Consider the following 15246-nt stretch of genomic DNA (forward strand, 5'->3'; position numbering starts at 1 on the left):
GATGAGCGAACCGGTCAATCAGGCACGACGTGCCCTGAACGAGACACCGGCCGACCGGTTGGTCGGTGGTGTCGCGACCGTTCTCGCCCGGTCGTACGGGATCACCGACGTCGAGCTCTACCAGGTCGACTACCGGCTCTCACACCTGCTGCCCCTCACCGAGGGTGACCCCATCACGGGCCCTGGACATCCCGCCTGGCGCTCGTTCGACCACCAGTCGCCGCTGCTCGTCGACGGCACGGGCTGGTTCCCGGTAAGCATGCGTGGTGAGCGACGGGGAGTGCTGCGGCTCGCGCCGGTCCCGGACGACCCGACGGTCCTCGGCGAGCTGGACGAGGTCGCCACCGCGCTGGCCCACGAGCTGGCCGCCGTCTCCGCCGGCACCGACGTCTACCGCGCGGCACGGCGCAGCCAGCGACTCACCCTGGCCGCGGAGATGCAGTGGGACCTGCTGCCCGGCCGCAGCCGGATCCGGCCGTCGTTCAGCCTGGCCGGCCAACTCGAACCGGCGTACGCGGTGCGCGGCGACAGCTTCGACTGGTCGGACGACGGGCAGCGGCTGTGGTTGTCGACTGTCAACGGCAGCGGCGAGGGTGTCGCGGCGTCGCTGCTCACCTCACTTGCCACCCACGCCCTGCGCAACGCCCGCCGGGCCGGTCTGAGCCTGGCCGACCAGGCCGCCCTCGCCGACCAGGCGCTCTACGACCTGTACCGGGGCGAGCAGCACCTCTCCGCGCTGCTGATGGAGCTGGACCTGCGCTCCGGGGTGATGACAGTGGTCGACGCCGGCTCCCCCCGACTGGTCCTGCTCCGCGACGGCGAGGTCACCGAGCAGCCCCTGGAGGCGCAGTTCCCGCTTGGCATGTTCGAGGCGACGGACTACCACGAGCAGACGTTCACGCTTGAGCGCGGCGACCGGCTCTTCGTGGTCAGCGACGGGGTCCTGGAGGCCACCGGGCAGGACGTCCGCTACGGCGAAACGGCGCTTGACCGGTTCCTGCGCAGGACCGGGCCGATGGAGCCGCTGGACGCCGTCCGGTCGCTGATCGGCGACCTGCGGGCGTTCGTGGCCGGCGACCTGGTCGACGACGCGGTGGTGGTCTGCCTGGACTGGACCGGGCCGCAGGCCTGACCGACGCCGTCAGTACGCGCCGCGGCTGTTCACCACCGCGCCGAAGGTCTTCCACAGGATGGTCAGGTCGGCGGCGAGGGACCAGTTCTCCACGTAGTAGAGGTCGAGCCGGATGCCGTCCTCCCAGCTCAGGTCGGACCGGCCGCTGACCTGCCACAGGCCTGTCATGCCGGGTTTGACAAGCAGCCGTCGCGCCACGTCGCCGTCGTAGCGGGCCACCTCCGAGGGCAGCGGCGGGCGCGGCCCGACCAGGCTCATCTGCCCCAGCAGCACGTTCGCCAGTTGCGGCAGCTCGTCCAGGGACCACTTGCGCAGCAGCCGGCCGACCCGGGTGACGCGAGGGTCGTCGCGCATCTTGAACATCAGGCCGTCGGTCTCGTTGCGGGCGGTCAGCTCGGCGAGCAGCGCGTCGGCGTTCACCACCATGGTGCGGAACTTGAGAACCCCGAACTCCTGCCCACCCCGACCGACCCGGACCTGGCGGAACAGCACCGGACCCCGGCTGTCCACCTTGATGGCCAACGCGATGAACACGATCAGCGGTAGCAGCAGCGCGAGCGCCAGCGACGACACCGACCTGTCGACGAAGCCCTTGACCAGCTTGCGCGCGCCCCGGAACTCGGGCGCCTCGACGTGGATCAGCGGCAGCCCGGCGACCGGCCGGGTGTGGATGCGGGGGCCGGCCACGTCGGTGAGCGCGGGCGCCACGACCAGGTCGACGCCCGTCCCCTCCAACTGCCAGCCGAGGCGCCGCAGCCGCGCCGCCGTCAGCTCACCGGAGGCGGTGACCGCAACGGTGTCCGCCCCGATCGCGGTGGCGGCCTCCGGGATGCCCCGGAACGACCCCACCACCGGTACGTCACCGAGACGCTGCGCCACCGGTGCGAGCAGCGCGTCGGGGATGCACGCCCCGACCACCTGGTAGCCGGCGTACGGCTCCCGGCGCAGCGTGTGCACCAGCTCCAACACGTGCGCGGTGTCGCCGACCACGAGCACCTTGCGGGACCAGCCGGCACCACGGGAACGGGCCCGGTGCAGGCGCTTGCGGGCGGCGAACCGGGTCACCTCGAGCCCTACCGTCCCCACCGCGAAGGAGATGCCGAGGAAGCCTCGGGAGACGCCGACGTCGGCGATGTACCCGGCGATGGCGATCGCCCCGGCCAGCCGCAGGCTGGCGGAACTGACCCGGCGGTACTCGTCCGCGCCGTAGCCGACCACTCGGTCGTCGTAGCAGCCCAACGCCTTCAGCGAGAGCAACCAGGCCAGCACCAGACCAGGGGCCACCAGCACGTACGGGATCTTCGAGCCGCTCGGCTCCTCGTCACCGAAGCGGGCGACGTACCCGACGAGCAGCGCGATGATCAGGATGGTGGTGTCCAGCACCACGAGGACCCGGACGTACGAGCGTTCGTCGGCGCGCGCCACCAGGCCACGCGGGCGGGTCTCCGGCGTCGCCGACGTGCTCGACGGGGTCAACAGTGTCGCCGCGCTCACCGGCCCTCCCACTCTGCTCAGGACGGCCCCGGCCGACAGGGCCGACCGGAGGCGGACCGAGGATGCCGGAACACCTCGACATCCTGCCCCGACAACTATGACTGCCGATTGCTTCGGACGTATTGCCGTCACTTTTCTTCACCGCCGGAGCCCCGAATCTTCACCGCCACAGCAGCGAAAAGGGCCCGTCGTACCGGATGGCGGTACGACGGGCCCTTTTGGGCTGTGCGTCGGATCAGCGCGGCGCCGGGGGGCGCCGGGCGATGGCGCTGAGGAAGATGCTGCCGATCTCGCTCGGGTCCTTCGTGACGAAGACGTCGCCACCTGTCACCTTGGTGATCGACTCCAGCTCGGCCTTGCTGACGCCCTCGCCGATACCGATCATGATGACCTGGACCGGCCGCTCAGGATCGGCGATCCGCTTCAGCTCGGCGAGCAGCTGCCCCTGGGAGATGCCGTTGCTGTCCTCGTTCTCGCCGTCGGTGAACAGCACAATCGAGTTGACCCGGCCGGGCTGCCAGTCCTCCTGCACCGCCTTGTACGCCGCCAGTGTGGTGTCGTACAGGCCCGTGTCGCCGCTGGAGGGCTTGATGGTGGCGAGCGCCCCCTCCAGCTGGGCCCGCTGACCGGAGAGCGGACCGATGCCGACCAGCTCCTTGTAGTCCCGGTTGCCTACCAGCTTCGTGGAGAAGGTCCACAGGCCGATCGACCAGGAGTCGTCGAAGAGGCCGAGACCGCGACGGGCCGCGTCCACGGTGACCTCCTCCCGGCTCCGGTTGTTGGCGCTGGGCACCGCTTGCTTCATCGAGCCGGAGACGTCGATGACGGCGAGCATCCGACCGGACTGGGTGGCGATCGACCAACTGGAGACGACACGCTGTATGGCGGCCGGGTCCAGGCCGCCCGCGGCGGTGCCGCCGTTCGCCGGCGCGGTCGGTGCGCCACCGGACGGACTGGGCGCTCCCTGCGGCGCCTTGAAGCCGTCACCCCAGTTGCCGTCCGGGCCGCGCAGCGACTGCGCGGCCAGCCGGTCGCGGAAGCTGGGGCTGGTGAGCAGCTCGAACAGCACCCGGGCCGCGGACGCCTTGCTCGGCTCGATGCCGGGCAGGACCGCGTACGGGTAGTCCAGTGGCATCGGCGCCGGCTCCATGTAGAGCGCGGCGAGCGGCACCGGCGGCTTCTTGCTGTTGTACGCGATCACGTCTTCCTCGGAGAGCGCCGCCGCGCCGAGGCCGCTGGCGATCGACGTCGCGTCGTTCGAGGTCGGGAAGCGGGCCAGCAGGTCGTTGCGCAGCGAGGAACGCCCCGTGGCCAGTGCCCGCAGCGCGCCTACGGTGTTGCGCTGGGCGTCGCCGCCGGCGGCGCTGGCGGCCGCGGTCAGCGAGAGCAGACCGGACAGGCCGGCCGCGTCCCGGGTCGGCTCGACGATGCCGGTACGCAGCGGAGCACCCGTGTTGTTCACCTGCTTGAGCAGGTCCGTCCAGTTGAACTTCTTGTTCGGCCAGCCCAGCCGCGTGGCGATCGGCTGGGGCATCGCCACGACGATCGGACTGCGCGCGATGGACGCGCCGTTCGTCGGGGCGAACGCGCTCGCCTCCTTCTTCAGCCTCAGCAGCCAGGTCGAGGAGTCGGGCACCCAGACGTCCGGGCTCACGGCGGTGCCGCTGGCCTGCCCCACGCCGGCGAGTACGGCGCCGTGCTTAGCCGCCACCACCGCTGCCACGTCGACCGGGTCGGACGCGGACACGTCCACCCGGATGCAGGTGGGGCCCACCGCCGCGCCGTCCTTGACCCACTGCGACGCGGCGGCGTCCACAGCTGGCGCGAGTTCGGAGGCGACCGCCACGGCGAGCCTGATCTCGCCCGAGCAGCTGGGCTGGATCAGCTCCCGATAGCCGAACCAGACGCCGGTCGTGACGACGAGCACCGTCGCCGTCGCGGCGGCGGCTGCTAGATGGAGTTTCGAACGCATGCGATGGCGGCCTGCTGACACGGTGACCATCTTGCGTACAACGTGCCGTCCGTGCCACAACCGTTCGGACTAAAGTTACGCAGGAGAGACAGTTGATCGCTGATTAACGACTCAGCGTGATGACGCGGCGTCGGGGTGTTGCCAAACCGGCACAACGTTCACGGCAGCACGCACGTCGGGCTCGGCACCGGCACCGGTTCGCCGACCGGCTCCGGGACACCCGTGTCGGCGTCAAGCCGGAAGATGCGCACCATGTCCGCCCGCTCGTCGGCCACGTACAGATGCTCCCCGATGAGCGCGAAGTGCCGGGGCCACTCGCCGTCGGTGTCCACCTCCGCCACCAACTCGGGCGACTCCCCCGCGAGGGCGAAGACGGCGATCGTGCCCACCCCCCGGTTGGCGACGTAGAGGAAACGGCCGTCCGGGCCGACGGCGACCTCCGACGGCTGCACGTGACCCGAGCGCTCGCTCGCCTCCACCCGCGCCCGCTGGTGCAACGCGCCGTCGTCGCTCAGCTCGTACGCGGTGACCGAGCCGTCCAGCTCACCGACGAGGTAGCACCGCCTGCCGTCCGGGTGCCGGGCCAGGTGCCGGGGGCCGGTGCCGGGCGCCGTGCGTACCCGTGGCGCGCGGGGCACCAGCCGCCCGGTCGCGGCGTCCAGGTCGTACCGGTAGACCGAGTCCGTGCCGAGGTCGACCGCGAGCAGCGGCCCCCGGCCCGGGCCCGGCGAGACCATGTGGGTGTGCGCCTGTTCCTGACGCTCCGGGTCCGGGCCGTGCCCCTCGTGCACCACCAGGTCGCTGCGCTCGCCCGGCACGCCCTGCGCGTCGAGCGGGAAGACCGCGACGCTGCCGCCCCCGTAGTTGGCGGCCACCAGGTGACCACCGTCGGGGAGCACCGCCAGGTGACAGGGCTCGGCGCCGCCGGTCGGCCGGCTGCCGAGCGGGTCCAGTGCGCCGTCCGCGCCGACCCGCCAGGCGCTGATCTCGCCGTCCTTGAGCTCGTTTACCGCGTAGAGGACGGGCTGGGTGGGGTGCCGCGCCAGGAAGGAGGGGGACGGGGTGACCGCCACCGTGCCGAGCGGGGTCAGCTCCCCGGTGACCGGGTCGCGGCGGGCCGCGACGATGCCGCTGCCCCGGCCGCCACTCTGCGCGGTGTAGCCCCCGATGTGGACGACCTCGCTCTGCGCACTCACGTCTCGCCTCTCCGCCGGCTTCCTTTGTCGATCCAACCAGAGGCTGCCCGCGAATCCCGCGCGTTAACCGCTTTGCGGCACCCGGATCGGCGGCGACATCCCGTCGGCGCCGATCCGGGTCGACGCGCGCGACTCAGGCGGTCGGCACCGGCTCCCCCCGCTGCCGGGCCACGTGCTCCACCAGAGAGATCAACACCATCTTGCCGGACTGCCGGTCCCGGGCGTCGCAGAGCACCATCGGCACGTCCGGGTCCAGGTCGAGCGCCCGGCGTACGGTCTCCAGGTTGAACCGGCGGGCGTCGTCGAAGCAGTTCACGCCCACCACGAAGGGGATGCCCCGCTGCTCGAAGTAGTCGATGGAGGGGAAGCAGTCGGCCAGCCGCCGGGTGTCGGCGAGCACGACCGCGCCGAGCGCTCCGAACGCCAGCTCGTCCCAGAGGAACCAGAACCGGTCCTGGCCCGGGGTACCGAACAGGTACACCTGAAGGTCCTCGTTGATGGTGATCCGGCCGAAGTCCATCGCCACGGTGGTGGTCGACTTCCCCTCCACACCGGAGATGTCGTCAGTGCCGATCCCCGCCCCGGTCAGCACCTCCTCGGTCTGCAACGGGCGGACCTCGCTCAGGGCGCTGACCAGTGTCGTCTTGCCGGCCCCGAAGCCGCCGGCGATGAGGATCTTCAGCGCCAACGGGATGGTGACGCCGGATTCCGCCTGGTCATAGTGCACGCAGTCCACTGACCACCGCCTTGAGAATGTCGTCGTCGGGAAGGTTGCCGGCCGCCGGCGGCTCGTGCACCGCGACCAGGCCCTGGGCGAGGAGGTCACCAAGAAGCACCCGGACGACCCCGACCGCGAGATCCAGCTCGGCCGCCAGCTCGGCCACCGACACCGGCTGGCGGGCCAGCGCGACAAGCCGCCGATGCTCCGGGAGCAGCCGGGGATGGACCGTCGGGTCGAGGTCCGAGCCGGCCAGCACGAACGCGACAAGGTCGAATCCGTCGGCCGCGGACCGCACCCGGCCGCCGGTAATGATGTACGGACGCGCCACCGGCCCGGCGTCGCCATCCAGCCACTCGTGCTGGGGCCCGGGCGGCTCAGCCCACGTCACCGGCACCCGCCGACGGTCGGGCCGGCGCGGTGAGGTTCTCTCCCACCCGGATGACGAGCATCGCCATCTCGTAGGCGACCAGGCCGATGTCCGCGTCTGCGTCGCTCACCACGGCCAGGCAGGTGCCCTGCCCGGCGGCGGTGACGAAGAGGTACGCCGACTCCATCTCCACGACGGTCTGCCGGACCGGACCACCGTCGACGTGCCGGCTGGCACCCCTTGCCAGGCTGGAGAACCCGGCGGCGAGGGCGCAGAGGTGTTCGGCGTCGGAGCGTTCCAGCTCGGCCGAGGAGCCGAGCAGCAGCCCGTCCGCCGAGAGCACCACGGCCTCCCGGGCGGCCGGGACCCGTTCCACCAACTCGTCGAGCAGCCAGTCGAGGCTGGCGCTCTGCTTCGTCGAATGCGGCACTAGGCGTCCCTCTCAGTCGCGGTAGAGGATTCGGGCACGGGCGTCGGGGAGGCCACCGGTACGGCGGCCTCCTGCTCGGCGGCCGTCCCCGGGGTCGGATCGGCGCTGACCCGGCTGGTCGGATCTGCGCTGACCCGTTCGGTGGGGTTCGCCCGGTCGGCCGGGGCCGCCGGGGTGGTCGGGTTCGCCGCGACGGTGGGCGTGTCCACACCCGACGTCGTCGGCGCGGGAGCCGGGGTGACGACCGTGGCGCGCCCCCGGGCGGTGCCGGCCTGGAGGGCCGCCATCACCTGGCGTACCTCCTCGGGCGAGCGGGGCGACGGGGTGTCGGTGACTGTCGAGCGCGGTCGGGTCGCGGGGGTCTGCCGGCGGACCCGCCGGGGCAGGCCGTCCAGTTCGTCACCGGCCGGCGGGGACGCCTCCCCGTCGCCCGGCCCGCGGGCCGGGCGAGCGGGTACGGCGGCGGGCGCGGGACCGGCCGCCGGGGCGTCGCCGGTGACCGTCCGGCCACGGGCGGTCCGGGGGCGCGGAACGCCACCGCGACGGGCGCTGCGGGCCAGCCGTCGGTCCGCGCCGGCCGGCTCGGCGCCCAACGTGGCCGGGTCGGGACCGGCGGGCGGCTCGCTGGTGATCAGGTCGGCGGGGAGCAGCACCACAGCCGTCACCCCGCCGTCCCCGGACGGGCGCAGGCTCACCCGGACCCCGTGCCGGGCCGCCAGTCGGGCCACCACGAACAGGCCGAGTCGGGCGCTCTGCGTCGGGTCGAACTCGGGCGAGCTGGCCAGTCGGGTGTTGACGCTCTCCAGCGCCGCGGCGGACATCCCCAGCCCCCGGTCGGTGATCTCCAGGGCGTACCCGTTGGACACCTGCTCCCCCGCGACGGTGACCCGGGTGTCCGGCGGAGAGAACGCGGTCGCGTTCTCGATCAGCTCGGCGAGCAGGTGGATGACGTCGCCGACGGCCCGGCCCAGCACACCGGCCGGCTGTACGGCGGTGATGTCCACCCGGTCGTACGCCTCGACCTCGGAGGTGGCGCCCCGGATCAGGTCGACCATCGCGACCGGGTTGCGCCACCCCCGACCGGGCGCGGAGCCGGCGAGGATCACCAGGTCCTCGGCGTGCCGCCGGAGTCGGGTCGCCAGGTGGTCCACCTGGAAGAGCTGGGCCAGCTCGTCCGGGTCCTCGGCGCGGCGCTCCATCCGGTCCAGCAGGTGCAGCTGTCGATGCACCAGGCTTTGGCTGCGGCGGGCGATGTTGAGGAAGACCTCGTTGAGCCCGCGCCGCAGAGCGACCTCGTCCACCGCGGCCTGCACGGCCGTTCGCTGCACCTCGGTGAAGGCCCGCCCGACCTCGCCGATCTCGTCGTTGCCGTACTCCAGTGGGGGCGCCTCCCGGGCCACGTCTACCTGCTCGCCGCGACGCAGCCGGGCCACGACGTCCGGCAGGCGGTGCTCGGCCAGCTCCAGCGCGGCGGTGCGGACCCCGCTGAGGCGGCGGACCAGCGTGCGACCGACCCGTACGGCCACCAGCACCGAGACCACCACCGCGGCGAGTCCGAGCACACCGGCGGCGGCCAGCCGGACCAGGATCCGGACCGCCATCGGCACCGAGCGGTCGGTGAGACGGTCCGCCTCGGACAGCTCGAAGTCCCGTAGCTGCTGCTGTACGGCGTCGTGGCTCTCCTGCCACGACGCCGCGTCGACAGGTGGTCGGCCGGTCCGGTTGGCCGCGATCAACGCCTCCTGCATGGCGCGCAGGCTGGTGAACGCCGGGCTTTCGGTCAGCCGCTGGTACGCGACGCGCCCCGCCTCGGGCAGGTCGGCCACCGCGCTCTCGGTGAGCCACCGCTGGTTGCCGATGGCCTGCACGAGCTGGGCGTGCTCGCCCTGGGCGAACCGGCCGGCGGTCAGCACGCCGGCCAGCATGGCATCGGTCTGGCCGAGCAGTTCCCGGGACCGGCCCAGCGCGGTGAGCGCCAGTGCCTGCCGGTTGATGTCGGGGTCGGTCAGGTTGGCCATCGCGGCGAACGCCTGGAAGGCCGCCGAGACCATGCCGCTGTAGAGGCCGATCGCGCCGGGGCGGTCCATCATCCGGTCGTCGATGAAGTCCCGGCCGCTCGGCAGTGCCGCCAGGGCGGTGAGCAGCCGGTCGACGCGGTCCTCCAGCAGGTCGTCGGCGGCGTCGCGCAGTGCCTCCCCGTCGACCCGGCGACGCAGCTCGGCGACCGCCCGGTCGGTGCGCTGACGCTGCTCGACCAGGGCCGGCAGGTCGGTGGTGCCGGCGAGCTGCACCACCGAGAGTCGGCGTTCGCGTTGCAGTTCGGTGACCACTGCCTCGCCGGGTCGGCCGAGGTCGTACAGCAGGGTGCGGGCGGAGAGCAGATTCAGGGCGGGGCCGAAGGTCAACGTCGTCGCGAAGATCCACAGGGCCAGCAGCGCGGTCACCGGCGCGACCACGAGTGCGGTCAGCTTCGAGCGGATCGGCCAGTCGCGGGTTCTCATCAGACCTCGCCCGTAAGGGGTGGCAGGAGGGGCGCCGGCACCGCCGGGCAACGCACCGGCCGACCTGCGCCCGGCGGCGACGCCGGACACCGGCGCGGGCGCCTTGGGCAGGATACGTAATGACAGCCCTTTGCACTACCGCCCGTCGCGCCGAGATCGACGCTCCGACATTCGGTGGGTCGAGAATGGCCGAACGCCCCGCCGGTGGCCGGCGGGGCGCTCGTCGTGGTGCGGGACGGGTCAGGCGTCGGCGGCGATGCCGAGCCCCTCGGCGACCCGGCGGCCGTAGCTCTCGTCGCACTGGCTCAGGTGCCAGACCATCTTCTCCTGGATGTGCTTGTCGCACTGGCCCAGCAGGTTGGTCATGTTCTTCACCAGGTCGTCGCGCTCCCACTCGGGCATGGTGCGGAACCGCTCGCCGGCCTGGCCGTAGTTGTTCTGCCGCTCGATCGGCGCCCGCATGACCTGACCCGAGACGAACGGGCGGTACTCCCGGTACGAGTCGTCGGCCTCCTGGAGACCGGCCACAGAGGACGGCTCGAAGTTGATGTGCGGGTTGCCGCCCCGGTTGTCCACCCCGTACGACATCTGACCGCCGTCCTGGTTGGTGTTCACCTGGACGTCGGAGCGCGGCGCGTTGATCGGCAGCTGGAGGTAGTTCGGACCGACCCGGTAGCGCTGCGTGTCGGAGTAGGAGAACGTGCGCCCGACGAGCATCTTGTCGTCGGAGAAGTCCAGGCCGTCGACGAGCACACCGGTGCCGAAGGCGATCTGCTCGTTCTCGTTGTGGAAGTTGGTGACGTTGCGGTTGAGCGTCATCATGCCGACCGGGCGCAGCGGGAAGACGTCCTCCGGCCAGGTCTTGGTGTCGTCGAGGGGGTCGAAGTCCAGCTCGGGGTGCTCGTCGTCGCTCATGATCTGGACGTTGAGCTCCCACTGCGGGTACTCGCCGCGCTCGATGGCCTCGTACAGGTCCTTGGAGGCGTGGCCCAGTTCGCCCGCCTGGATGGCGGCGGCCTGTTCCTCGGTCAGCGACTCGATGCCCTGCCGCGACTTCCAGTGGTACTTGACGAGCACACCCTCGCCTGCCGCGTTGACCATGCGGTAGGTGTTCACCCCGAACCCGTCCTGGGTCCGGTAGTTGGCCGGGATGCCGCGCGGGCTGAACAGCCAGGTCAGCATGTGCATCGACTCGGGCGTGTTGGACATGAAGTCGAAGATCCGGTTGGGCTCCTGTCGGAACGTGACCGGGTCCGGCTTCAGCGAGTGGATCACGTCGGGGAACTTGATCGCGTCCCTGATGAAGAAGACCGGCAGGTTGTTGCCGACCAGGTCCCAGTTGCCGTCCTCGGTGCGGAACTTCACCGCGAAGCCGCGCGGGTCGCGGGTCGCCTCGGAGGAGTCCCGACCGCCGATGACCGTGGAGAACCGCAGGCTCACGGGCGTCTTCTTGCCCCGGGTCTGGAAGAGCTTGGCGCGGGTGTACGTCGAGGCCGGCTCGTCGCCGATCGTCCCGTACGCCTCGAACTCACCGTGCGCGACGAAGCCGCGCGCGTGCACCACCCGCTCCGGGATGCGCTCCCGGTCGAAGTGGCTGATCTTCTCGAGGAAGTGGTAGTTCTCCAGCGTCGCGGGACCGCGTGACCCCACCGTCCGCTGCTGCTGGTTGTTGTGCACGGGGTGACCCTGCCGGGTGGTGAGGGTCGGTTTGCCGGCCGGTGACTCGCTCATCGCCCCACCCAAGCGCGCTTTCTGGAATGAGTCAAGTTTTTGGCCGCCGCAGGGACGTGGGCCACGTCGGCAAGGGGACGGGACGGGCATTATCCGGACAGCGGACACAGCGCGGCAAGGAAAGTGCCCCGGATCGGGATTGGCGATCAGTGCGCCGAGGGAATACCAGGTGACGAAGGAGGAGCCCATGTCGTCCACGCAGATAATCGTCATCGTGCTCGTCGTGCTGGTGGTCGTCGCGGCGCTGGCCGTGGCCGTCCGGTCGCTTGGTCGCCGCCGCGCGTTGCGCGACCGTTTCGGACCGGAGTACGACCGGGTGGTGGCCGAGCAGGACAGCCGGTCCGCCGCGGAGCGCGAACTGCGCGACCGGGAACGCCGGCACGCCGAGCTCACGCTCACCCCACTCACCCCCGAGTCCCGGGCCCGGTACGCCGAGGCCTGGGAGGAACTCCAGGTCCGCTTCATCGACTCCCCGGGCGAGACCGTTGGCGACGCCGATGAGCTGGTCACCCGACTCATCGAGGAGCAGGGCTACCCCACCGGGGACTTCTCCGACCAGATCGCCCACCTCTCCGTCGAGCACGCCCGCACCCTCACCAACTACCGGGACGCGCACGAGATCCACCTGCGCAACTCGCGGGGTGAGGCGAGCACCGAGGAGCTGCGCCAGGCGGTGGTGCACTACCGGGCGCTCTTCACCGACCTGCTCGGTACGGAGCCGGCGGGTCACCACACGCCCGAACAGCGCCACCCGGACACCCCGCACGACGCCACGAGCCGCTGAGGAGGCCACCGATGCGCCAGGAAGAGCAGCAGGTGAGCAACGACCACCCGGAGGCCGTGCGGTCCGCGCCGGTTCCGGTACCACCATCAGGTGACCGTGCCGGCCACGCCGATCTGCCCGAGGACGCTCTGGACGAGCGGGGCACCTTCGACGAGTCGGCCGGCGGTCACGAGCGGGCCGACGACACCGAACGGGACACCCTGAACGACCACGAGCGGGCCGACGGCACCGAGCGGGACACCCTGGACGACCCCGACGACGAGCGGGCCGACGACACCCACCTGCGCGACCGGCAGGACGACCGGGTCAACGACGAGGGCGGCTTCCACGAGCCGGGGCCGCTGCCGACCGCGTTCGGCGCCACCACTGTGGCTGACGCGGTGGCCGCGTCCGCGCTGGCCAGCCCTCGTCCGCAGGACCAGCCGGACCCGCGGGCCGAGCGGACCGCCGAGCCGGGAGACGGCGCCGAGGACGGCGAGCGTGAGGGCCTGCGGGCCGACCCGACCGCCGAGCTGCACCGCCGCGACGTCGACGTGGACGACACCGACGTCGACCGCACCGACCGCGACGTCGACCGGACCGACGTGGACGACACCGACGTCGACCGCACCGACGCGTACCGCACCGACGTCGACCGGGTCGACGCGGCCACGGCGGGCGCGGCCGGCTACGGCAGCGCGGCGCCGGAGATGGTAGACCCGGACGCCGACGCCGAGCCGGTCACCACCGACGACACCAGCACCTCGCTGGAGTCGGCCGGGACGTCGCGGCCCGTCGGTTCGACGGTCGCGGCCGAGCCGGCGACCCTCCTCGACGCGGACTCCGCGCAGGGCTTCCGGGACCGCTGGCGCGACGTGCAGCTGCGTTTCGTCGACGATCCGCACGCGGCGGCCGGCGAGGCGCAGGCGCTTGTGGAGGAGGCCATCCAGGCTCTCTCCTCGGCGCTGGCGGCGCAGAAGACCACGCTGGGCGGCTGGCAGGACGCGGGCTCGGCGGACACCGAGCAGCTGCGGATGGCGGTCCGCAACTACCGCGACTTCCTGGACCGGGTCCTGGGTCGCTGAGTCACGGACGCACACCGAGCGCCCCCGCCGCAACGGCGGGGGCGCTCCTTGCTGTCGACCCGGCGTGACCACCCGAGGCGGACCGAAACACACCAGACAGGGCGTGCAGGCGTGAGACAGCGCGAACTGGGTAATAGGGCGCGCGCGCTAAACCGGTGACATCGTCGGGACGAGGGGTGACGGGATGGACGGCGGCGGTCTTCGGCTCAACATGAACGGGTTGGACTACCTGATCCTGGCGCTGTACTTCGTCACCGTCCTCGGAGTGGGTTTCGCGGCCCGCCGGGCGATCCGGACCAGCGTCGACTTCTTCCTCTCCGGCAGGTCCCTGCCGGCCTGGGTCACGGGTCTCGCCTTCGTCTCGGCGAACCTGGGCGCGCTGGAGATCATCGGCATGGCGGCGAACGGCGCCCAGTACGGCGTGATGACGGTCCACTACTACTGGATCGGCGCCGTGCCGGCGATGGTGTTCCTGGGCATCGTGATGATGCCCTTCTACTACGGCTCGAAGGTCCGCAGCGTCCCCGAGTACCTGCGGCTGCGGTTCAACCGCCCCACGCACCTGCTCAACGCGCTCAGCTTCGCCGTCGCCCAGGTGCTGATCGCCGGCGTGAACCTGTACGCGCTGGCCCTGGTGATGCAGGCGCTGCTCGGCTGGCCGCTCTGGACGGCGATCGTGGTCGGCGCGGCGATCGTGCTGGCGTACATCACCATCGGTGGTCTGTCCGGGGCGATCTACAACGAGGTGCTCCAGTTCTTCGTCATCCTGGCCGGTCTCATCCCGGTCACCGTGATCGGCCTGGTCAAGGTCGGCGGGGTGAGCGGCCTCATGGACGCCGTACGCGACTCGAAGCTCGGCGAGGCGGGTCTGCACGCCTGGCAGGACACCGGCAGCACCGCCAACCCGCTTGGCGCGCAGTGGATCGGCATCGTCTTCGGCCTCGGCTTCGTGCTGTCGTTCGGCTACTGGACGACGAACTTCGCCGAGGTGCAGCGGGCGCTGTCGGCGAAGAACATGAGCGCCGCCCGGCGTACGCCGATCATCGCCGCGTACCCGAAGCTGTTCATCCCGCTGGTCACGGTGATCCCCGGCCTGGTGGCCCTGGTGACGGTCAAGGGTCTGGGCGCGGAGAGCGGCGACCTGCAGTACAACAACGCGATCCCGCTGCTGATGCGCGACCTGCTCCCCAACGGTGTGCTCGGGGTGGCGGTCACCGGTCTGCTCGCCTCGTTCATGGCCGGCATGGCCGCCAACGTGAGCGGCTTCAACACGGTCTTCACCTACGACATCTGGCAGGCGTACATCCGTCGTGACCGGTCGGACGAGTACTACCTGCGGATCGGCCGGTGGGCGACGGTCGCGGCCGTGGTGATCGGCATCGGCACCGCGTTCATCGCGGCCGGATTCAGCAACATCATGAACTACATCCAGGCGCTCTTCTCCGTCTTCAACGCGCCGCTGTTCGCCACGTTCATCATCGGCATGTTCTGGAAGCGGATGACCGCCCTGGCCGGCTTCTGGTCGCTGCTGCTGGGCACCCTCGTGTCGCTGAGCCTCTACCTGCTCTACAAGGGCGGCGTCGTCGACTTCAACTCCGACCTGGAGGAGAGCTTCTGGGGCGCCGGTCTCGCGTTCGTCACGGCGGTGGTGGTCGCCGCCATCATCACCCCGCTCACCGCCCCCAAGCGCGACGAGGAGCTGCGCGGGCTGGTGTACGGCATGGGCGGCATCGACCTGAAGGGCGACGTGCTCGCCGGGGACGCCGCCTGGTACCGCTCCCCCGTTCTGCTCGGCCTGGTCGCTGTCGCGCTGGCCGCCCTCTTCTACATCCCGGTCTTCTAGGAAAGGAGTCG

11 protein-coding genes and 1 pseudogene are annotated in these 15246 nt (G+C 71.4%); 4 read left to right on the plus strand and 8 right to left on the minus strand.

All coding sequences use genetic code 11. The features are described from left to right. Nucleotide 1 precedes the first annotated feature (1 nt). Nucleotides 2-1132, plus strand: coding sequence for a PP2C family protein-serine/threonine phosphatase (locus tag AB0N27_RS23805; RefSeq protein ID WP_364373744.1), 1131 nt, complete (start codon nt 2-4; stop codon nt 1130-1132). A gap of 9 nt (nt 1133-1141) precedes the next feature. Here the strand turns inward: AB0N27_RS23805 and AB0N27_RS23810 are convergent, their stop codons facing one another. From AB0N27_RS23810 to AB0N27_RS23845, 8 genes are all read right to left on the minus strand, one after another. Continuing rightward, nucleotides 1142-2626 carry a sugar transferase gene (locus AB0N27_RS23810; protein WP_364373747.1) on the minus strand — a complete coding sequence of 495 codons (1485 nt, stop codon included), beginning with the start codon at nt 2624-2626 and terminating at the stop codon, nt 1142-1144. 235 nt (nt 2627-2861) lie between these two features. Next, nucleotides 2862-4619 carry a substrate-binding domain-containing protein gene (locus tag AB0N27_RS23815; protein WP_364373750.1) on the minus strand — a complete coding sequence of 586 codons (1758 nt, stop codon included), beginning with the start codon at nt 4617-4619 and terminating at the stop codon, nt 2862-2864. 137 nt (nt 4620-4756) lie between these two features. Next, the gene (locus AB0N27_RS23820; protein WP_364373753.1) at nt 4757-5794 is read right to left on the minus strand and encodes a lactonase family protein; all 1038 of its coding nucleotides are present in this window, start codon (nt 5792-5794) and stop codon (nt 4757-4759) included. Nucleotides 5795-5927: 133 nt separating this feature from the next. Continuing rightward, entirely contained in the window at nt 5928-6530 is a 603-nt protein-coding gene (locus AB0N27_RS23825) for an ATP/GTP-binding protein (RefSeq protein ID WP_364373756.1), read from the minus strand. Next, a complete protein-coding gene (locus tag AB0N27_RS23830) occupies nt 6511-6903 on the minus strand; it encodes a DUF742 domain-containing protein (RefSeq protein ID WP_364374281.1) in 393 nt (130 codons plus the stop codon). Before AB0N27_RS23830 ends, AB0N27_RS23825 begins: the two co-directional genes overlap by 20 nt. Next, a complete protein-coding gene (locus AB0N27_RS23835) occupies nt 6890-7312 on the minus strand; it encodes a roadblock/LC7 domain-containing protein (RefSeq protein WP_357989127.1) in 423 nt (140 codons plus the stop codon). The genes AB0N27_RS23830 and AB0N27_RS23835 overlap by 14 nt, the downstream gene beginning before the upstream one ends. Then, a complete protein-coding gene (locus AB0N27_RS23840) occupies nt 7312-9813 on the minus strand; it encodes a nitrate- and nitrite sensing domain-containing protein (RefSeq protein WP_364373759.1) in 2502 nt (833 codons plus the stop codon). Before AB0N27_RS23840 ends, AB0N27_RS23835 begins: the two co-directional genes overlap by 1 nt. 240 nt (nt 9814-10053) lie before the next feature. Next, entirely contained in the window at nt 10054-11544 is a 1491-nt protein-coding gene (locus AB0N27_RS23845; RefSeq protein ID WP_364373762.1) for a catalase, read from the minus strand. 187 nt (nt 11545-11731) lie between these two features. Here AB0N27_RS23845 and AB0N27_RS23850 point away from each other — a divergent pair, with 187 nt between their 5' ends. The 3 genes and pseudogenes from AB0N27_RS23850 to AB0N27_RS23860 all read left to right on the plus strand — a co-directional run bounded on the left by AB0N27_RS23850 (nt 11732) and on the right by AB0N27_RS23860 (nt 15235). Further along, on the plus strand, nt 11732-12328 hold the full coding sequence (locus tag AB0N27_RS23850; protein ID WP_364373765.1) for a hypothetical protein: 597 nt from the start codon (nt 11732-11734) through the stop codon (nt 12326-12328). Between the two features lie 323 nt (nt 12329-12651). Beyond that, nucleotides 12652-12840, plus strand: a pseudogene (locus AB0N27_RS23855) (hypothetical protein); the annotation flags it as partial. Between the two features lie 736 nt (nt 12841-13576). Then, a complete protein-coding gene (locus tag AB0N27_RS23860; RefSeq protein WP_364373768.1) occupies nt 13577-15235 on the plus strand; it encodes a sodium:solute symporter family protein in 1659 nt (552 codons plus the stop codon). The last annotated feature ends 11 nt before the right edge of the window (nt 15236-15246 follow it).

The sequence above is a fragment of the Micromonospora sp. NPDC093244 genome (assembly GCF_040683695.1).
Taxonomy (GTDB): Bacteria; Actinomycetota; Actinomycetes; order Mycobacteriales; family Micromonosporaceae; genus Micromonospora.